The following is a 20204-nucleotide window of genomic DNA, read 5'->3' as shown; positions in this document are numbered from 1 at the left end:
GTGTAGCCGGGACATAACCGGCGTGCGCGACGCGCCGTGTCTGTGAGATAAGTTTTACAGATGGCCCGATTTTGCAACATCAGATTAATGGAGGAAACGCAGCGCCGGGCCGTCAGGGCCAGCTTTTCGGAGAGTTCTTAGTTCAGAAAAACGCCAGACGGCGCTGCGGGCCGGTCTGAACGTTTTCAATCAGTTAGCAGATTCGGGCGGCTGAAACCACCCGGAATGGCTTAGTGCAGCTTGAGGCGAGGACGCAGCACGCGGTTCAGGCTACCGACCAACATCATCAGGCCCGTTTTGAAGTAACCGTGCAGGGCGATCTGGTGCATACGATACAGAGAAATGTAGACGAAACGGGCGATACGCCCTTCGACCATCATCGAGCCACGCATCAGGTTGCCCATCAGGCTGCCGACGGTACTGAAGCGCGACAGCGACACCAGCGAGCCGTGATCTTTATAGACATAGGCTTTCAGCGGCTTGCCCTTCATCTGCGCCAGGATGTTCTCCAGCGCGCGCGAGGCCATCTGATGAGCCGACTGCGCACGCGGCGGCACGAAACCGCCGGACGGCAGCGCACAGGAGGCGCAGTCGCCGATGGCATAGATGTCATCATCCAGGGTGGTCTGCAACGTGTCCTTCACCACCAGTTGGTTGATGCGGTTGGTTTCCAGCCCGCCGATCTCTTTCATGAAATCAGGTGCCTTGATACCGGCCGCCCACACCATCAGGTCGGCTTCAATAAACTCGCCACCTTTGGTGTTCAGGCCGTTGGCTGCGGCGCTGGTGACCATAGTTTGCGTCAGCACGCGCACGCCGAGTTTGGTCAACTCCTGATGCGCCGCGGCAGAAATACGTGGCGGTAACGCAGGCAAAATACGCTCGCCGGCTTCCACCAGCGTGACATTCAGCGCGGAGCTATCCAGACCTTTGTAGCCGTAGCTGTGCAACTGTTTCACCGCATTATGCAGTTCCGCTGACAGCTCAACGCCGGTCGCACCGGCGCCGACAATGGCGATGTTCACTTTATCCAGGCGGCCTTCGCTGGCCGAGAATTTCAGGAACAGGTTGAGCATTTCGTTATGGAAACGACGCGCCTGATGCGGGTTGTCGAGGAAAATGCAGTGATCTTTCACACCCGGAGTGCCGAAATCATTCGAGGTACTGCCCAGCGCCATCACCAGCGTGTCATAGGCCAACTCACGCTGCGGCACCAACACTTCACCTTCCGCATCGAGAATCTCTGCCAGCTCGATGGTTTTGTTTTCACGGTTGATCTGCGTCAGGGACCCCAACTGGAACTGAAAACCGTGATTACGTGCGTGGGCCAGATAGCTCAGCGCATCAATACCTTCATCCAGTGAACCGGTAGCGACTTCATGCAGCAGCGGTTTCCACAGATGGCTGTGGTTACGATCAACCAGAATCACCTCAGCTTTCTTTTTCCGGCCCAGCTTGTGTCCGAGCTGGGTGGCCAGCTCTAAGCCGCCGGCACCACCGCCGACAATCACAATTTTTTTCATAGATGTAGTCAACAAAGACCCCCTCAAAGTTGTAAACCAAAAGTTAATTAATGGTTAATAAAAACCTTAATAAACATAGGGTTGGCGAAATTAAATCGCGAGCTGAGGGCAGAATATCATGGCGGGATCGGGATATCACAACAAAATTGATGTACATCAATCTTTCAGCGGCATTATCAGAATGTTACACAAACATTGCGCCGCATCACACGGCGCAGGCAGGATTAAACCAAGGTTTTGAAGGCTTTGATGCGTTGAAGATGCGGTGCGATGTTCCTGAATTTATGGCTGGCTTCTTCGTCCCAGACAATTTCATAGAAGTGATGCAGCTGTGCGGCACTGCGTTGATTATCCAGCGCTTCATCATGGCGTGATAAAATGGCGAGGCAGTGATCGCGGTTCTTCTCGCGAAAATTGTTGACGCATTTGGTGGCGATATCGGCGTACTCTTCCGGGCGATCGATCTTGCCCTCCATATTCTCTTCCGGGAACAGGTTAGGATTAAAGATCACCTGGCGAATGCCACACAGAAAGCCGATACGTTCGGCCCAATATCCCCCCAAGCCGACACCGCAAATCAGCGGCCGATCATCGGCAGCCTGATGCAGCAGCTTGTCACACTCTTTCAGCAAAAACTGCATATCGTGTTTTGGGTGGCGGGTGCTGTAACTGATCAGCCTGACGTCCGGGTCAATGAACTGCAATTGCAGCACCTTTTCATGGTTGCCCGGACTGTTGGAATCGAAACCGTGCAAATAGATGATCATGATTATCCTCAGCGTGGTGAACGTTCCGGGCAGCGGCCGTTATCTGCCCGACGCTTTGTGTGCCAGCCAGCGGTGTTGCAGCTCACTGAGCTGGCGCTGATTCTGCTGCCAGCGCGTGCTCGCCTGTAGCGTATCGCGCGTGAATCGTCCCTGATGGTATAACTGCGCCACCCGCGTCGCCCCGATCGGGATCAAATTATCCAGCACGCTGATCGCCCCCTGACGATGGTTACATACCAGAATCATGTCACATCCGGCGTTCAGCGACTGTTGCGCGCGTTCAGCGTAGCTACCCATGACGGCGGCGCCTTCCATCGACAAATCATCGGAGAAAATCACCCCGTCGAAGCCCAGCTCCTCACGCAACACGGTTTTCAACCAGTAAGGCGAACCGCTGGCAGGTAACGGGTCCACCTCAGTATAGATAACGTGGGCGGGCATCACCGCATCTAACGCACGCTCGTCAATCAGTTGCTGGAAGATCGCCATATCATGCTGACGCAGGGTGGCGGCATCACGCGGATCGCGAGGCGTCTCTTTATGCGAATCGGCGCTCACCGCACCGTGTCCGGGAAAATGTTTGCCGGTGGTTTTCATACCCGCTTCATGCATGCCCGCGATAAAGCGACGCGCCACTTGTAAAGCGATGTGCGGATCGGCATGGAACGAACGATCGCCAATCGCCGCGCTGATATGACCAATATCCAGCACCGGAGCAAAGCTGATGTCGATATCCAGCGCAATCATCTCCGCCGCCATTTGCCAGCCTGCCTGCTGCGCCACGTCTCCTGCGGTCGGCAGATCATGCAACGCCGCGAACGACTGCATCGCCGGTAACGTGGTGAACCCCTCACGGAAACGTTGTACCCGTCCACCTTCCTGATCCACCGCGACCACCAGGCGGCTATGCGATGCCGCACGAATCTGCCGCACCAGTTCCGCCAGCTGCGCCGGGTCATGATAGTTGCGGGCAAACAGAATCAGGCCACCTACCAACGGATGTTGCAATATTTCCCGCTCCTCGGCGTCAAGCTCATAGCTTTCGACGTCGAGCATCAGTGGTCCGGGGGTATTCATCGTCATCATATCAATCCTGTAAAATCAAAGGTCTTGCCAGCTGGCACGCGCCAGTTGCTCCAGCGTGTCATCCTGGCTCTGCTCGGCGCGGAGTTGGTACCAACTGGCCATCAACACCTGTAGCCACGGCTGCCATTGCTGAATTCGCCGCTGCAATACGGCGGGAATCAGTTGCGTCGCCTCGGCATAAGTCGCGATCCATTCCTGTTGCTGTGCTGGATTGACCGCGCAAATTGCCGCGAGTTCCAGCGCGACGTCCCCGTCGGCCGCATACTCCCAGTCAATCAGACGCAGTCCCGCATCGGTCATGATCAGGTTCCCGGCGTGAACATCCATATGGATGGGAGCCAGACGTAATGGACGTGGCTCCCCCACTTTCACCAACCGCTGCAATCGCCGCTGCCAGCGCCAGTGTTTCTGCTGACAAAGCTGCCAGTAACGCTGCAACAGCGGCGTAAGGGAGAGCCGATAGCCGGTCAGCGGCTGTTGATGCAGACGTTGCAGTAACGCCACCACCGCCTCACGCTGTTGGCTAAACTCGGCCTCTGACAACACCTCTCCCGTTATCCACGGCAACAGCAGCCAGGGCTCGCGCCAGCCCAGGGGGCGAGGTGCCAGTTGGGAGGCCTGGAGTTTGTTCAGCAGACGATATTCACGCTGACGGTCGACAAAGGGAATCGGTGAGCCAGGTACGCGCCGCGCCAGCAATGAACCCTGCCCACTATCGATGCGTACACTCTGTCCACTCAGTCCTGGCAACGTGAAAAAATGACCGCCAGCTTGCGCCGTCGGCCATTGTTGTTCAATCAGATAATTCAGCTGAATATCAGGGCTGTGCAACACCGTTTCCTGACCAGATGATTTCGCCGGTCTGCACCAACATCAGCTGCATTTGTAACGTCGGGGATTTCACATCACCCGCGGCGTTGCTGTACAACACATATTGCGCGTTCACGTTACGTGCCAGGCCAATCGCCTTGCTGCGCGAGTTGAGGCTGTCGTCCGCCGATAAACCCAGCGCCTGTTTCGCTTGCGCCAGTTGCTCCGGCGTTACCAGGGTAAACTTGCCGTTGTTCGCCAGCGCATTCTGGATAGAATCGGTGGCTTTGTCGCTCTGCAACGCGCCATTGGTGCTGTTCTTGATGCGATCCACCATCAGCACGCTGCCCGGATTGACCCCGGCTGATTGCACCATGTTGGCCACCAGCGGTTGTACGCTGGCGCTCCAGTTGATGGTCTTCAACTTGGGCGGCTGTGGCACCGTTTCCGGTGGCTGTTGCGGCTGGGTTGGCGGCGGAACAGGTTGAGTCGGTGTCGTCGGTTGGGTCGGTTCTACCGGAGCCGGTGTTTGCTGTTTAATCACACAGCCGGTCAGCATCAGCGCAAATAACAGCGCGCCGGAACGTTGTAAACTGCGAATCACGGATTACTCCTCAGAGATAAAGATAGAGACGCACCTTGCTGGCGGTCAGATTGCCGATTTGCGATGCGGCTTCCACGCTGCCATGCGCAGGAACCGTTAGCGTTTGCGCCGGTTCGCGCGGCGTGATTTCCAGCCCCTTATCGTCGTACCAATAATAACGATAGTGTACAGTGACCGGCGTTTCGCGTTGATTGTAAAGCACGCTGGCAGCGCGCAGTTGCCCATCATTGCCCGCCAGCTTCGGCTCATCGGTGATGATACCGGCTGACAGCACTGACGATTCCATCACCAGCGATTGCGAAGTATTGATCATCGGCTTATCACTGCTGCAACCCGCCAGGGTCAGCAATAACAGGCCGCTCAGCCATTGACGCATAGCAAGTCCTGCCTGAGGTTTAGTCAACCAACATCGGTCCAAGCGGTTTGCCGCCGACCAGATGCATATGAATGTGGTAAACCTCCTGGCCGCCATGACGGTTGCAGTTCATGATCAGACGATAGCCATCTTCGGCGATCCCTTCATCACGGGCGATTTTCGCTGCGACGGTAATCATGCGCCCCAATGTTTGCTCGTGTGCGGCCTGCACATCATTCGCGGTGGGAATCAGCACGTTAGGGATGATCAAAATATGCGTAGGTGCTTTGGGTGCGATATCACGGAAGGCGGTAACCAGTTCGTCCTGATAAACCACGTCAGCGGGGATTTCGCGACGGATGATTTTACTGAAAATGGTTTCTTCAGCCATGGTGCATTTCCTTAAACCTGGAGTTTAGTCAGGCAGTATGCGGGAGGAATTCTGTTTCTTTCAACCTCGGGACCACTTTTCTTACATTAAATGGCTGCGTTTACATCACTTTTCCGCGCCATAAATCGCGTCGCGACACAATTCTGACATTTTTCCCACCACGAAAATGAAACGCTGTTTTATAAATTAGATTTATCACCACCGTTTCTTTGCGATTTTGCCACTTGCGCAGGGAAGCTTGCCAAATCGCGAAGGTTTAGCACCGCTTCCCGCTCTACTTTCTAACCAATCCGAGCCAGCTGTCCGGAAGGATGAGGGATGTACACCACATTTGTCTCAGGGAGTACCTGCAATGCGCTCACGTAAGATTGGTTTGGGCCACTATCTGGCATATGGCTCCGGGGATTTCCTCGGCGCAGGCACCACGGCGCTGACTGCCGCCTGGCTGCTGTATTTCTACACCACGTTTTGTGGACTGACCCCTATCGAAGCCACCTTTATCTTTGCTGCCGCGCGTGTGCTGGATGCGCTGGTCAGTCCGTTAATGGGTTTTCTCACCGATAATTTCGGCTCCACCTGGCTGGGTAAACGCTTTGGTCGCCGCAAGTTCTTTATCATGCTCGGTATCCCCTGCGTCTTCAGCTACAGCCTGATGTGGATCGCCGACATGAGTTTCTGGTGGTATCTGCTGACCTATTTGTTGTTCGATATCGTCTACACCATGATTCTGGTGCCCTACGAAACGCTGGTGCCGGAGATGACCGATGATTTCAAACAGAAAACTCGCTTCTCGGGTGCACGCATCGCCCTGGCGCAGCTGTCGGCGATTTTGGCGGCGTTTCTGCCGGGTATCCTGATTGGCTGGTTCGGCAAAGAAAATCCGCTGTCGTTCTTCTATGCCAGCCTGGTGTTCGCGGTGATTTGCGCCCTGGTGCTGACGCTGGTGTGGCGCTTTACCTGGGAGCGCCACCCGGATGATTTTTCAGCGGAATCCCTGCGTGCCGAGCAGGAGAAATCCGGCCTGTCGCTATGGCAAAGCCTGAAACGCCTCTACATCGAACTCGGTTCGACGCTGCGCATTCGTATCTTCCGCCAGCATCTCGGCATGTATCTCGGTGGCTACATCGCGCAGGACGTGTTTAACGCGGTCTTCACCTGGTATGTGGTATTCGTGTTAATGCAAAGCGCGCAGATTGCTTCCAGCCTGATGGGCACTATGGCGGTGCTGCAATTTATCGCGGTGATGGCGATGATCCCACTGTGCATCCGCCTGGGACCGGCACCGGCGTATCGTCTGGTGGTGATACTGTTCGGCCTGAGCGCCCTCTCCTATGCGGGCCTGTGGTACACCGGCATGAATAACAACATGGCGCTGCTGGTGCTGATTTCCGGCCTGGCCGGACTGGGACGGGGTGGCATCAACTATGTGCCCTGGAATACCTACACCTATATCGCCGATGTGGATGAAGTGGTCACCGGTCAGCGCCGTGAAGGGATCTTTGCTGGCATTATGACGCTGACGCGCAAAGCCTCACAGGCCGGAGCCGTCATGCTGGTTGGCATCGTGTTGCAACTGGCGGGATTTGTTTCCGGGCATACCACGCAGTTACCGGCGGTGAGCCACACCATTCTGGCGATCCTCAGTATCGGCACCGTCTGCGTGCTGACCTGCGGTTTTCTGGTGTCGCTGCGCTTTAAACTCAATCTGCATACCCACACCGTGTTGCGTGAAGAGACGCTGAAGATGCGTGATGCCGGGCGTCCGGTGCCGGAGCGTATCACCCCGGAAGCACGCGAGATTGTCGAAACGCTGGCGGGGATGCCCTATGAACATTTATGGGGTAACAACAACGTTGGCTACCTCAATCGCCTTAAGCCCGCGGCACCGCCTTTACCGCGTAAAGCCAGCGCGCTACATCCTCTCCCTGCCCCTTCAAAACGATAGGAATAGATCATGACCGTATTTCCGGTAAAACATAGCGACCTGTTACGTCAGCCCGAGTATCTGCTGCCGCGTAAGGAATTGGTGCAGCTGATCCATCAGTTAACGCAGAATCTGGTCAATATCCGCGACGAAAGCGGTGAATTTCTGCTGCGCCTCGATGATGGCCGCGTAATTGATACCAAAGGCTGGGCAGGTTGGGAGTGGACGCACGGTATCGGGCTGTATGGCATGCTGCATTTTTATCAGCAGACAGGCGACCAGGCCACGTTGCAGATCATCGATGACTGGTTCAGCACCCGCCTGGCAGAAGGCACCCCCACCAAGAACGTCAACACCGTCTGTCCGTTTTTGACGCTGGCATACCGCTATGAAGAGACGGGCAATGCAGCCTGGCGACCGGTACTGGAGCGCTGGGCGGAATGGGTGATGTATGAGATGCCGCGTACCGAAAACGGTGGATTGCAGCACATCGTCTATAACAACGAAAATACCCAGCAGTTGTGGGACGATACCCTGATGATGAGCGTGATGGCGCTGGCGAAGATTGGTCAGTTGCTGGAACGGCCGGAATTTGTTGAAGAAGCGAGTTTCCAGTTTCTTCTCCATACCCAATACCTGATGGATCGTCAGACCGGTTTATGGTTCCACGGCTGGAATTTCGCCGGTCGCCACAATTTTGCCGCCGCGCGCTGGGCGCGCGGCAACAGTTGGGTCACCATTGTCATCCCGGATTTCCTCGAACTGATGAACTGGCCTGAGCAGCACGCCACACGTCGTTTCCTGCTTCATGTGCTGGAAAGCCAGGTCAAAGCGCTGGCCGACTGCCAGCACAGCAGCGGCCTGTGGCATACCCTCTTGGACGATCCACACAGTTACCCTGAAGCCTCCGCCACTGCCGGTTTTGCCTATGGCATCCTGAAAGCGGTGCGCAAACGCTATCTTTCACGCGACTATTTGCCTGTCGCAGAAAAGGCGTTACGTGGCGTGATTGCCAATATTGATGACGATGGCGAGCTGAAGCAGGTGTCGTTTGGTACAGCGATGGGTAACGATTTGGACTATTACCGTCAGGTGCCCCTGACGTCGATGCCTTATGGTCAGGCGATGGCGCTGCTGTGCCTGACAGAGTATTTACGGGTGTACTTATAACAAAACGGCCCCCAAATTGGGGGCCGTTGTTTATCACTCGTCGGAGTGATTACATATTACGGATATAGTCATCCATTTCCGTTTTCAGGTTATCGGACTTGGTGCCGAAAATCGCCTGAACACCGGAACCTGCCACCACCACGCCACGCGCGCCGAGGCTTTTCAGTTCAGTCTGGTCAACTTTGCCCACATCAGCCACGCTGACGCGCAGACGGGTAATACAGGCATCAAGGTTAGTGATGTTCTCTTTACCACCGAATGCAGTAACCAATTTACCCGCCATTTCGCTACCGGTCGCGCTGCTCTGCTCAACGGCGTTATCTTCACGACCCGGCGTTTTCAGGTTCAGCTTGGCAATCAGCACGCGGAATACGGTGTAGTAGATCAGACCGTAGATGATACCGACAATCGGGAACAGCCAGATTTTGCTGCTGTTGCCGCTCAGCACGATAAAGTCGATCAGACCGTGAGAGAAGCTGGTGCCATCACGCATACCGAGCAGAATACAGATCGGGAATGCCAGACCAGCCAGAATGGCGTGAATCACATACAGGATCGGTGCCACGAACATAAAGGAGAACTCGATCGGCTCGGTGATACCGGTCAGGAACGAGGTCAGCGCAGCGGAGATCATGATACCGCCCACTTTGGCGCGGTTTTCTGGTTTAGCTGAATGCCAGATAGCGATAGCAGCGGCTGGCAGACCATACATTTTGAACAGGAAGCCGCCAGACAGTTTGCCCGCAGTCGGGTCACCGGCCATATAGCGCGGAATGTCACCGTGGAACACCTGGCCTGCCGCGTTGGTGAATTCACCAATCTGCATCTGGAAAGGTACGTTCCAGATATGGTGCAGACCAAACGGCACCAGCGCACGTTCAACCACGCCATAGATACCGAAAGCAACCACCGGGTTCTGATAAGCAGCCCATTGCGAGAAGTCCTGAATCGCGGTACCCACCGGTGGCCAGATGAAGGACAGCAGCACACCCAGTACGATAGCCGCCAGGCCAGAGATAATCGGCACAAAGCGTTTACCGGCAAAGAAGCCAAGGTATTCCGGCAGCTTGATACGGTAGAAGCGGTTAAACATATACGCCGCGATCGCACCGGCGATAATCCCGCCGAGTACGCCGGTATCGGCCAGATGTTTCGCCTCGATTTCAGCCGCAGGCAGATGCAGCACCAACGGGGCCACGACTGCCATGGTTTTCACCATAATGCCGTAAGCCACCACCGCCGCCAGCGCAGAGACGCCGTCGTTGTTGGTAAAGCCAAGCGCCACACCGATGGCAAAAATCAGCGGCATGTTGGCAAACACCGAACCGCCAGCTTCGGCCATCACATGCGATACCACCGCAGGTAACCAGCTGAAGTTGGCAGAACCAACACCTAATAAAATACCGGCGATCGGCAATACCGACACCGGTAACATCAGCGATTTACCTACCTTTTGCAGGTTCGCAAATGCGTTCTTGAACATAGCGTGAAGCTCCTGAGTATGAGTGCATTTCGCGCAGTGCGCGTGGCAGAGGGGGGAGGACCCTCTACCGGGATGACGCTGAGCGTCTTTTGATTTATTACGAAGAGTAAAATAAATAGAATTTTCTTACTTTGACGGCTATCACGTTTCGCTCATGCCACTGTTCGGCTTTCAGGTAATTCTGACTGACTTGCTGCTATTTACGACAATAAATGACTGGCTGTGCCCTTTCAGGCACAGCCAGTCTGATGAATTTCTGATTAATTACAGAGTTTGAAATAAAGTGTCTTAACCGCCCAAGCGGCTCATCGGGACATGAAACAGGCGGGAGAAATTCTCGGTGGTTGCGGCTGCCAGCGTTTCAATATCGACGCCCTTCAGTACCGCCATATAATCAGCGACATCGCGGGTAAACGCCGGTTGGTTCTCTTTGCCACGATGCGGCACCGGTGCCAGATAAGGTGAATCGGTTTCGACCAGCATCCGGTCGAGCGGCACATAACGCGCCGCATCGCGGATTTGCTCGGCGTTACGGAACGTCAAAATTCCGGAAAAGGAGATATAGAAGCCCATATCCAACAGTTTCTCTGCCGTTTCCCGATCTTCGGTGAAACAGTGCAACACGCCGCCGCACTTCTCCACCTGTTCCTCGCGCAGGATTGCCAGCGTGTCTTCACGCGCGTCGCGGGTATGCACGATAATCGGCTTGTTCAGCGCGATCCCGGTACGGATATGCTCACGGAATGAAGCCTGCTGCTGCGCTTTGGTTTCCTGCTGATAGAAATAATCGAGGCCGGTTTCACCTAACGCGATCACCTGATCTTCCGCCGCCAGACGACGAAACTCTTCAACATCGTACGGCGTTTCCTGATTAAGCGGATGCACCCCGCAGGCCAGCGCAATGTTGTCGCGCTCACCCACCAGCGCTTTCAGGGTGTGGTAATCCGGTAAGGTGGTGGCAATTGCCAGCATAAATTTCACATCGCGTGCCGCCGCTTTGGCGATCACATCATCCAGGTCACGATGCTGCTTTTCATAATCCAGGCCATCGAGATGGCAGTGGGAATCAACAATAAACATACTTCTCTCTTTTTAGCGTTATCCGAAGGTGGCCGGGCTGAGCAGACGACTCCAGCTCAACAGGCGATCGGTCAACATTAATTCACGATTGAGCGCCGCCACCTGTTGCAGTTGCTCGCGGCACTGCATCCACAACTGCACGCTGGCATTCAGGGCGTTGCTGTTTAATTGCTGCGCCAGTAACGTCACCACATCGGGGCGATCGCCATTGCTCAGCCAGCGACTCGCGCCTTGTTGCACCTTCATCGCATCGACCAGCAACGAGAGGAGCCAGGCGAGACGGTCAGCAACGTCATCGCTATTCAGGCATGGCAGCAGTTGCAGGATGTCCTGCTGCAACGCACCCGCCAGCGCATTACACAACGTCTCGCGGGTCTGCCAGCGCTCAGGCTGCAACAAGGTAAACGCCGCCGCAGGCGCACCATTACTTAAACGCAACGCCGCACGCAACGTCTCTTCCGGCTGCGAAATCTGCTTTTGCAGCCATTGCAGGCTGTGGATTTCATCGGGTGGCGACAGATGCCAGGTCATACAACGGCTACGCAGCGTGGCGAGCAGACGCGAGGGTTCGCGGGTACTGAGGAAAAACCAGGTATTGGCGGGTGGCTCCTCCAGGGTCTTCAGCAAGGCATTGGCCGCCGCTTCGGTCAACTGCGCCGCATCCGGCAACCACACCACTTTGGCCCCACCCTGCTGGGCAAAATGGTAGAGTTTTTCCGTCACATCACGCACTGCATCAATCCCCAACGAGGATTTGCCTTTTTCGGCTTCGAGTCGATACCAATCCGGGTGCGTCTGCGCCTGCATCAACTGACAGCCGTGGCAGTGTCCACAACTCTTCAACCCTTCCGGTTGCTGGCACATCAGCCAGCGGCTGACACCCCATACCAGAGCATCATCACCCATCCCTTCAATCGCCTGAATCAGCAGCGCATGGTGCGCCTGGCCGCTCTGATGCCGGGTAATGATGCGCCGATAGGGTTGATTCAGCCACGGATACCAGTTCATGCCGTCTGACCCACCAGCCAGCGCTGCACCGCCGCTTTGATTGACGCGGTCACCTGCGGCAATGTTTGAGTGGCATCGATGGTGATAATGGTTGGATCCTCGGCCGCCAGGGCCAGATAACGCTCGCGGGTGCGCTCAAAAAAGCGCAGCGATTCCTGTTCAATCCTGTCTAGTTCACCGCGCGCACGCGCACGCTGCAAACCAATTTCCGGTGTGACGTCGAGGTACAGCGTGCAGTCCGGGCGAAACTCGCCCAGCACCGCATCACGCAGCGTCGTCATCAATTGCGTGTCGAGGCCACGCCCTCCGCCCTGATAGGCTTGCGACGAGAGATCATGACGGTCGCCGATCACCCAGGCACCCCGTGCCAGCGCTGGCTTGATCACGTTTTCCACCAGTTGCACGCGTGCCGCATACAACATCAACAATTCGGCTTTGTCCGTCACCTGCTCGCCATCAATGCCCTGCTTTACCAACACGCGCAACTGCTCCGCCAGCGGCGTGCCGCCCGGCTCACGGGTAAACACCAGATCATCAATGCCCTGCTCGCGCAGTACCTCGACCACCGCATCACGCGCGGTGGTTTTGCCCGCCCCTTCAAGGCCTTCAATGACGATAAACTTACTTTTCATTTTTTTCCTTCATTGCCAGCCGATACGCCTGCACGGCTTTATTATGGCTGACCAGATTGGTGGTGAAGGTGTGACCACCTTTGCCATCCGCAACAAAATAGAGGTAATTGGTTTTTTCCGGGTGTGCTGCCGCTTCCAGTGAAGCCCGGCCCGGCATCGCAATCGGCCCCGGCGGCATACCGCTGATGGTATAGGTATTGTAATCGGTTGGCGTGTCGAGATCTTTACGTGTGATAGTACCGGTGTAGTTATCACCCAGGCCATAAATCACCGTGGGATCGGTCTGCAACTTCATGCCAATCCGCAGACGGTTGATAAACACCGAGGCGACGCGTGCACGTTCTTCACTGACGCCGGTTTCTTTCTCGATGATCGACGCCATCGTCACCAGATCCTGCTCCTTTTTATAGGGCAGATTATCCATGCGACCTTGCCAGATCTCATCCACCAGTTTGTTCATCCGCGCATGGGCGCGCTCCAGCAACGCGACATCACTGGTGTTGGCGGTATACAGATAAGTATCGGGATAGAATCCGCCTTCAAGCTGGTTAGCATCGAGTTTCAGTGCCGCAGCCACCGTCGCGAACTGGTCATCTTTCAGGGTGTGCTTGAGATAAGGTGCGGCACGCAACTGCGCCAGCCACTCCTTGAGGCGAGAACCTTCCACAAAACGGACCGGGAACTGCGCTTCTTTACCACTCGCCAGCAATTCCAGCAATTGACGGACGGTCATATTGCTTTCCAGTCGATAAGTCCCGGCCTTAAAGCGCGCCAGTTCCGGCTCCAGCTTTAATAAGGGACCAAACCACAGGCTCGGCGCGATAACATGTTCGCTCTCCAGTTGCGCTTCCAGCGCCACCCGGCCAGTGCCCGCTGGCAAGGTGAAAATGGTTTCCTGGTGCAACGTCAAAGGTGTATCGGCGAAACGTTCAATCTGCCAATAGCTAAAGGCCGCAGCGAGGCCAATAATCACCGTGGCGCCGGCGATAATTTTTTTCATTCGAGTCATGATGCTTCCATTTTCTGGCAACTGGCGAGCAGTTGCTGGTACAGCGAACGTGCGCTAAACGTAATGTCGTCAATGCTACGCACGGGTAAAACTGGCATCAGAGCATTGCATATCACCACTTCATCTGCGGCAAGTAGCCTCTCTCTGCTGCCATCAATCAACTGACAATCCTGACCTGCGGCTGCCATCTGCGCCATCAGATAACGCCGCATAATCCCGGCAACGCCAGCCTGTTCAAGTCGCGGCGTGAAGACGGTGTCGCCCTCACGCCAGAATAAATTGGCCGCACAGCATTCCACCACCGTCCCCTCAGTGTCAAGCACCAGCGCCTCGTCGGCGTCGGTCTGGTCAAGATGATGGCGAATCAGCACTTGCTCCAGCCGGTTGAGGTGTTTGATCCCCGCCAACAGCGGGTTACGCCCCAGTCGCACCGGGCTGGTTACCAGACGTACGCCTTGCTGTTGTAGCGACTGATAATGCTGCGGCCAGGGGGAAAGTGAGAGAATACGTGTTGGGGCGCTGCATCCTGCACGGCTATAACCACGTCCACCTGCGCCTGGGGTCAATATGACTTTTAACACCGCCTGTTGTTGGTTGTGCGCGGCAACGCGCATTTCCGCTTCGAGCTGCTGCCAGTCAGGTTCAGCCATCAGCAACCGCTCACAACCCTGTTTCAGACGTTGCAAATGCGCCGCAAACAGCTGGATCTCTCCCTGCTGCACCGCCGCCGTGGTAAAACAGCCATCACCGAATTGCACCGCCCGATCGCGCGCGGTCAGTTGCGTCTGTTCTGCGCCATTTATCCACATCATAACGACCCCAATCAATTGACCTTGCTTTGAATAGCATTGAAGGCCGTAAGATTCTATGCAACTGCGTGACAAAATATAAAAAAGGCCCGCATTGCGGGCCTCTGTCTGGAACGATGTGACTTACACTTTGCGGAAAATCAGTGAACCGTTGGTTCCACCGAAACCGAAGGAGTTACACAGCGTGTATTCCAGACCACTCACCTGACGCGCCGTGTGTGGCACAAAGTCCAGATCACAGCCTTCATCAGGGTTATCGAGGTTGATGGTCGGTGGAATTGCCTGATCGCGCAATGCCAGGATTGAGTAGATAGATTCTACCGCGCCCGCAGCACCCAACAGGTGGCCCGTCATCGATTTGGTTGAGCTGACCATCACAGAGCTGGCTGCCGCACCAAAGACCGATTTCACCGCCTGCGCTTCCGCTTTATCACCGGCTGGCGTTGAGGTGCCATGCGCGTTGACGTAACCGATCTGTTCCGGATTCAACTGTGCATCACGCAGAGCGTTGACCATAGCCAGCGCCGCGCCTGCGCCATTTTCCGGCGGTGAGGTCATGTGGTAAGCATCGCTGCTCATGCCGAAACCAACAATTTCAGCATAAATCTTCGCACCGCGTTTCTTCGCGTGCTCGTACTCTTCCAGCACCACAATGCCTGCACCGTCACCCAGCACAAAACCATCACGATCTTTGTCCCACGGACGGCTTGCCGCCTGCGGATTATCGTTACGGGTGGAGAGCGCACGCGCTGCACCAAAGCCACCGACACCCAGAGGGGTACTGGCTTTTTCTGCACCACCGGCCAGCATGACATCGGCATCGTTGTAAGCAATGATGCGTGCCGCATGACCAATGTTATGTACACCCGAAGTACAGGCCGTGGCGATAGAGATGCTCGGACCTTTCAGGCCATACATAATCGTAAGATGACCCGCGACCATGTTTACAATGGTAGAAGGCACAAAGAACGGGCTGATTTTGCGTGGGCCGCCATTGACCAGCGAGGAGTGGTTTTCTTCAATCAAACCCAATCCGCCGATGCCGGAACCAATCGCCGCACCAAAACGACCAGCATTTTCTTCAGTTACGACCAGACCGGAGTCCTGCATAGCCTGTATGCCAGCAACGATGCCATATTGGATGAAATCATCCATCTTGCGCTGATCTTTGCGCGAGATGAATTCATCACAATCAAAATCTCTTACCAAACCTGCAAAACGTGTTGCATAGGCACTGGTATCAAAATGGTCGATCAGGGTAATGCCGCTCTGACCGGCAAGGAGAGCACTCCAGGTAGACTCTACGGTATTGCCGACAGGAGACAACATGCCAAGACCGGTCACAACTACACGACGCTTAGACACGTTCGTCCTCCAGGGAGGGATAAAAAAAAGCTATGTGGGACAAACTATAAAACTCAGGCGGTCGAGCGACCGCCTGAAGGATATTCATTAGCCTTGGTGGCTAGTGATGTAGTCGATCGCTGCCTGAACGGTAGTGATTTTCTCAGCTTCTTCGTCTGGAATCTCGGTATCGAACTCTTCTTCCAGAGCCATAACCAGTTCAACGGTGTCAAGAGAATCAGCACCCAGGTCGTCAACGAAAGACTTTTCATTAGTCACATCTTCCGGTTTCGCGCCCAACTGCTCGATGATGATCTTCTTAACTCTATCCTGAATGTCGCTCATGCTATTAAATTTCCTATCAAAACTCGCTTTCGCGATGGTTTTCGTAGTGTATAAAATGTTGAAAAAGATGCAACAAAATCCCGGCTGGTCGAACCACGATTTTACGCTATTCTGCGGTTTTTACCGCGAATAATGCAAATTATTTCGTGATTATCAGACCATGTACATACCGCCATTGACGTGTAGCGTCTCACCTGTGATATAGGCGGCTTCGTCAGAGGCTAAGAATGCAACAGCATTGGCGATTTCCTGCGGATCACCTAAGCGACCTGCTGGAACTTCCGCCAGAATGCCCGAGCGCTGATCTTCGTTCAGTGCACGCGTCATGTCCGTTTCAATAAAGCCCGGAGCCACGACGTTTACGGTAATGCCACGGGACGCGACTTCTCGCGCCAGTGATTTGCTAAAGCCAATCAAACCTGCTTTTGCTGCTGCATAGTTTGCCTGGCCCGCGTTACCCATGGTTCCAACTACAGAACCGATGGTAATGATACGGCCCACACGTTTCTTCATCATGGCACGCATAACCGCCTTCGAGAGACGGAAAACTGATGTCAGGTTGGTATCGAGGATATCCGCCCATTCATCGTCTTTCATGCGCATCAGTAAATTATCACGCGTAATGCCTGCATTATTGACTAAAATGTCCACTTCGCCAAATTCTGCGCGTACTTTCTCGAGCACACTCTCAATGGAAGCAGGATCGGTCACGTTCAACAGCAGACCTTTACCGCTGTCGCCGAGGTAAGCACTGATTGCCTCCGCGCCGCTCTCGCTGGTGGCAGTTCCCACCACTTTGGCACCGCGTGCCGCCAGCGTTTCCGCAATGGCGCGACCGATACCGCGGCTCGCGCCGGTAACCAGCGCAACTTTACCTTCAAAGCCCATGATTTTCCTCTTATTCCTGGCTAAGCGCAGCAGTCAATGAAGCAGGATCGTTCACTGCGGCTGCGGTCAGGGTATCAACAATACGTTTAGTGAGACCGGTCAGCACTTTACCCGGACCAATCTCCAGCAACTGAGTCACGCCTTGCGCGGCCATAAACTCAACCGCTTCTGTCCAGCGTACCGGACTGTACAATTGACGCACCAGCGCGCTACGAATCGCCTCGGCTGAGGTTTCACACTGAACATCAACGTTGTTAACCACCGGGACTGACGGGGTATTGAAGTTGATCGCTTCCAGTGCCACCGCCAGTTTCTCTGCCGCTGGCTTCATCAGCGCGCAGTGAGATGGCACGCTGACCGGTAACGGCAGCGCACGTTTCGCCCCTGCGGCTTTACAGGCTGCGCCTGCACGCTCAACGGCTTCTTTGTTACCCGCAATCACCACCTGGCCCGGCGAGTTAAAGTTAACCGGCGACACCACCTGGCCTTGCGCACTCTCTTCACAGGCTTTACGAATGGCGGCATCATCAAGACCGATAATCGCCTGCATCGCGCCAGTGCCTTCCGGCACCGCTTCCTGCATCAGTTTGCCACGCAGCTCAACCAGTTTAATGGCATCGGCAAAATTCAGTACGCCCGCACAAACCAGCGCCGAGTATTCACCCAGACTGTGGCCGGCCATGATGGCAGGCTGAGGCGCATTTTTGCTCTGCCAGACGCGATAAATCGCAACTGAAGCCGCCAGCAACGCGGGCTGTGTCTGCCAGGTTTTGTTCAGTTCCTCAGCAGGCCCCTGCTGAACCAACTGCCATAAGTCATAACCCAGTGCGTCTGAAGCTTCACGGAAAGTAGCCTCTACCTGCGGGTATTCAGTGGCCAGGTCAGCCAGCATGCCCACAGTCTGTGATCCCTGTCCGGGGAACACAAAAGCAAATTGCGTCATCATTCGTTCCTGTAATCAAAAGCGAACCAGCGCGGAACCCCAGGTGAAACCACCACCAAAGGCCTCCAGCAGAATCAGTTGTCCCGGTTTGATGCGACCATCACGTACCGCTTCATCCAGCGCACTGGGTACGGAAGCCGCAGAGGTGTTACCGTGACGATCCAGCGTCACCACCACTTTGTCCATGCCCATACCGAGTTTTTTCGCCGTGGCGCTGATAATGCGCAGGTTAGCCTGATGCGGCACCAGCCAGTCGAGCATTTCGCGATCGAGATTGTTGGCCTGCAAGGTTTCATCCACAATGTGCGCCAGTTCAGTAACCGCCACTTTGAAGACTTCGTTGCCTGCCATCGTCAGGTAAGCAGGTTGATCCTGCTGCTCGCGGTCCTGATATGGCAGCGTCAGCAGTTTACCGTAACGACCATCCGCATGCAGATGGGTAGAAAGAATGCCCGGTTCGCTGCTCTGGCCCAGAACCACCGCACCCGCGCCATCACCGAACAGAATAATGGTGCCACGATCGGCGGGATCGAGCGTACGTGCCAGTGCATCCGCACCGATCACCAGCGCATGTTTCACTGCGCCATTTTTGATGTACTGATCGGCTACGCTCAGGGCATAGGTAAAACCTGCGCACGCGGCTGCAAGGTCAAACGCCGCACAGTCGTTGATCTCCAGCATTTGCTGGATCATGCAGGCTGAGCTTGGGAATGCGTGGCTGGAAGAGGTGGTCGCCACAATAATCAGACCCACGTCACTCGCCGCAACGCCCGCCATTTCCAGCGCGCGCTGTGCTGCCGAAAAGCCCATGGTGGCGACAGTTTCATCCGGCGCAGCAATGCGGCGTTCACGGATGCCGGTACGGGTGACAATCCACTCGTCCGAAGTTTCCACCATTTTTTCCAGATCCGCGTTGGTACGTACCTGGCTGGGCAAATAACTGCCCGTACCGAGAATTTTGGTAAACATCTACGCTTTGTCACTCCTGGCTAATACAGTATCCAGGCGCGCAGCAATCCGTTCCGGGACTTGCCGCCGCACCGCCTGCTCTGCCTGTTCTATCGCTACGGCAAACGCACGTTGATTCGCCGCGCCGTGGCTCTTGATCACCGTTCCGCGCAATCCTAACAGACAAGCGCCATTATACTGGTCGGGGTTGAGGTGACCGAAACGCTTCGCCAGACGCTTTTGGATCCAGCGCCCCAGCCACTTCAGCCACCAGGCCCGTTTTTTTCCTTCCCCTGACGATTTAAGCAGCGAAAGAAACATTCTTACCACACCTTCCATCGTTTTCAGCGTGACGTTGCCAACAAAGCCATCGCAAACCAGCACATCCGTTTTGCCGGTGAGGAGATCATTCCCCTCAAGGTAACCAATATAGTTGATCTGCGGGGATTCCCGCAGCACCGCCGCTGCTGTGCGGATGGCTTCCAGACCTTTGGTCTCTTCCTGGCCGATATTGAGCAACGCAACGCGCGGCTGGTTAATGGCAAGCACTTCTTCGGCTACCACCGCACCCATCACCGCAAATTGCACCAACATTTCACTGTCGGACTCTACGTTGGCGCCCAAATCCAACACCACCGTTTTGCCGTGCTGCTGATGTGGCAGAACGGTCATCAGCGCCGGGCGCTCAATGCCATCCAGCGGCTTGAGCAACAATTTGGCTAACCCCATCAGCGCGCCGGTGTTCCCCGCGCTGACACAGGCTTGTGCCTTACCCTCTTTCACCAGCTCCAATGCGATACGCATGGAACTGCCGCGACTGTTACGAATCGCCTGTGAGGGTCTGGCATCACTTGCAATAACCGATTCGGCAGGGATCACCTGCACACGCCCCGCTACAGAGGAATCCGCTTTGGCAAGTAATGGCATGATTGTGTCGGGATTACCGACCAGAAGGAGAACCAGGTGCGAATGAGAGGCCAGTGCCTGCAAGGCTGCAGGCACTGTCACGCAGGGACCGAAATCCCCGCCCATGGCATCTATCGCCAGGGTCAAACGTGTCAAAGTATCGCCTTGCGTAACCGCAA

General features: G+C 55.4%; 21 protein-coding genes. 2 read left to right on the top strand and 19 right to left on the bottom strand.

Features of this window, described 5'->3' with window-relative positions; all coding sequences use genetic code 11:
- Positions 1-230: 230 nt before the first annotated feature.
- From AC6I8R_RS07750 to hinT, 7 genes are all read right to left on the bottom strand, one after another.
- The gene (locus tag AC6I8R_RS07750) at positions 231-1535 is read right to left on the bottom strand and encodes an NAD(P)/FAD-dependent oxidoreductase (RefSeq protein ID WP_152521908.1); all 1305 of its coding nucleotides are present in this window, start codon (positions 1533-1535) and stop codon (positions 231-233) included.
- A gap of 212 nt (positions 1536-1747) precedes the next feature.
- Positions 1748-2290, bottom strand: a complete 543-nt coding sequence (ycfP, locus tag AC6I8R_RS07745) for an alpha/beta hydrolase YcfP (RefSeq protein ID WP_021185619.1) — start codon at positions 2288-2290, stop codon at positions 1748-1750.
- A 39-nt stretch (positions 2291-2329) separates the two neighbouring features.
- Positions 2330-3373 carry a beta-N-acetylhexosaminidase gene (gene nagZ / locus AC6I8R_RS07740; RefSeq protein WP_036627380.1) on the bottom strand — a complete coding sequence of 348 codons (1044 nt, stop codon included), beginning with the start codon at positions 3371-3373 and terminating at the stop codon, positions 2330-2332.
- Positions 3374-3391: 18 nt separating this feature from the next.
- The gene (thiK, locus tag AC6I8R_RS07735; RefSeq protein ID WP_497832742.1) at positions 3392-4207 is read right to left on the bottom strand and encodes a thiamine kinase; all 816 of its coding nucleotides are present in this window, start codon (positions 4205-4207) and stop codon (positions 3392-3394) included.
- The gene (lpoB, locus tag AC6I8R_RS07730; protein WP_497832082.1) at positions 4194-4790 is read right to left on the bottom strand and encodes a penicillin-binding protein activator LpoB; all 597 of its coding nucleotides are present in this window, start codon (positions 4788-4790) and stop codon (positions 4194-4196) included. The genes thiK and lpoB overlap by 14 nt, the downstream gene beginning before the upstream one ends.
- A 10-nt stretch (positions 4791-4800) precedes the next feature.
- Positions 4801-5166: a YcfL family putative periplasmic lipoprotein gene (locus AC6I8R_RS07725; protein ID WP_021185615.1), complete on the bottom strand. Its 366-nt coding sequence runs from the start codon at positions 5164-5166 to the stop codon at positions 4801-4803.
- A gap of 19 nt (positions 5167-5185) precedes the next feature.
- Complete coding sequence (gene hinT / locus AC6I8R_RS07720) at positions 5186-5536, bottom strand: purine nucleoside phosphoramidase (protein ID WP_415175141.1); 351 nt, start codon at positions 5534-5536, stop codon at positions 5186-5188.
- 352 nt (positions 5537-5888) lie between these two features.
- On the opposite strand from hinT, the gene AC6I8R_RS07715 reads away from it, so the two are divergent.
- Together AC6I8R_RS07715 and bglB are read left to right on the top strand one after the other, a co-directional pair.
- Entirely contained in the window at positions 5889-7481 is a 1593-nt protein-coding gene (locus AC6I8R_RS07715; protein ID WP_497832081.1) for an MFS transporter, read from the top strand.
- Positions 7482-7490: 9 nt separating this feature from the next.
- Positions 7491-8630: a beta-galactosidase BglB gene (gene bglB / locus AC6I8R_RS07710; protein WP_497832080.1), complete on the top strand. Its 1140-nt coding sequence runs from the start codon at positions 7491-7493 to the stop codon at positions 8628-8630.
- 49 nt (positions 8631-8679) lie between these two features.
- Here bglB and ptsG read toward each other — a convergent pair whose 3' ends face one another.
- The 12 genes from ptsG to plsX all read right to left on the bottom strand — a co-directional run bounded on the left by ptsG (position 8680) and on the right by plsX (position 20181).
- Positions 8680-10113, bottom strand: coding sequence for a PTS glucose transporter subunit IIBC (gene ptsG / locus AC6I8R_RS07705; protein ID WP_021185612.1), 1434 nt, complete (start codon positions 10111-10113; stop codon positions 8680-8682).
- 288 nt (positions 10114-10401) lie between these two features.
- On the bottom strand, positions 10402-11193 hold the full coding sequence (locus AC6I8R_RS07700; RefSeq protein ID WP_021185611.1) for a metal-dependent hydrolase: 792 nt from the start codon (positions 11191-11193) through the stop codon (positions 10402-10404).
- Between the two features lie 18 nt (positions 11194-11211).
- Entirely contained in the window at positions 11212-12201 is a 990-nt protein-coding gene (gene holB, locus AC6I8R_RS07695) for a DNA polymerase III subunit delta' (RefSeq protein ID WP_497832079.1), read from the bottom strand.
- Positions 12198-12833 carry a dTMP kinase gene (tmk, locus tag AC6I8R_RS07690; protein ID WP_021185609.1) on the bottom strand — a complete coding sequence of 212 codons (636 nt, stop codon included), beginning with the start codon at positions 12831-12833 and terminating at the stop codon, positions 12198-12200. Before tmk ends, holB begins: the two co-directional genes overlap by 4 nt.
- Positions 12823-13842, bottom strand: a complete 1020-nt coding sequence (gene mltG, locus AC6I8R_RS07685) for an endolytic transglycosylase MltG (RefSeq protein ID WP_208725249.1) — start codon at positions 13840-13842, stop codon at positions 12823-12825. Before mltG ends, tmk begins: the two co-directional genes overlap by 11 nt.
- Entirely contained in the window at positions 13839-14654 is an 816-nt protein-coding gene (pabC, locus tag AC6I8R_RS07680) for an aminodeoxychorismate lyase (protein ID WP_021185607.1), read from the bottom strand. The genes mltG and pabC overlap by 4 nt, the downstream gene beginning before the upstream one ends.
- A 120-nt stretch (positions 14655-14774) precedes the next feature.
- The gene (gene fabF / locus AC6I8R_RS07675) at positions 14775-16016 is read right to left on the bottom strand and encodes a beta-ketoacyl-ACP synthase II (RefSeq protein WP_497830481.1); all 1242 of its coding nucleotides are present in this window, start codon (positions 16014-16016) and stop codon (positions 14775-14777) included.
- Between the two features lie 87 nt (positions 16017-16103).
- The gene (gene acpP / locus AC6I8R_RS07670) at positions 16104-16340 is read right to left on the bottom strand and encodes an acyl carrier protein (RefSeq protein WP_021185605.1); all 237 of its coding nucleotides are present in this window, start codon (positions 16338-16340) and stop codon (positions 16104-16106) included.
- A gap of 153 nt (positions 16341-16493) precedes the next feature.
- On the bottom strand, positions 16494-17228 hold the full coding sequence (gene fabG, locus AC6I8R_RS07665; RefSeq protein WP_021185603.1) for a 3-oxoacyl-ACP reductase FabG: 735 nt from the start codon (positions 17226-17228) through the stop codon (positions 16494-16496).
- Between the two features lie 10 nt (positions 17229-17238).
- Entirely contained in the window at positions 17239-18171 is a 933-nt protein-coding gene (gene fabD, locus AC6I8R_RS07660; protein WP_415175162.1) for an ACP S-malonyltransferase, read from the bottom strand.
- 15 nt (positions 18172-18186) lie between these two features.
- On the bottom strand, positions 18187-19140 hold the full coding sequence (locus tag AC6I8R_RS07655) for a beta-ketoacyl-ACP synthase III (RefSeq protein WP_021185601.1): 954 nt from the start codon (positions 19138-19140) through the stop codon (positions 18187-18189).
- Positions 19141-20181, bottom strand: a complete 1041-nt coding sequence (gene plsX, locus AC6I8R_RS07650) for a phosphate acyltransferase PlsX (protein ID WP_021185600.1) — start codon at positions 20179-20181, stop codon at positions 19141-19143.
- Positions 20182-20204 lie beyond the last annotated feature (23 nt).

The organism is Pantoea sp. X-Soil-OKNW-713 (assembly GCF_059730685.1).
Note: the sequence above shows the minus strand (reverse complement) of the source record. Positions and strands in the feature narration are given on the sequence as shown.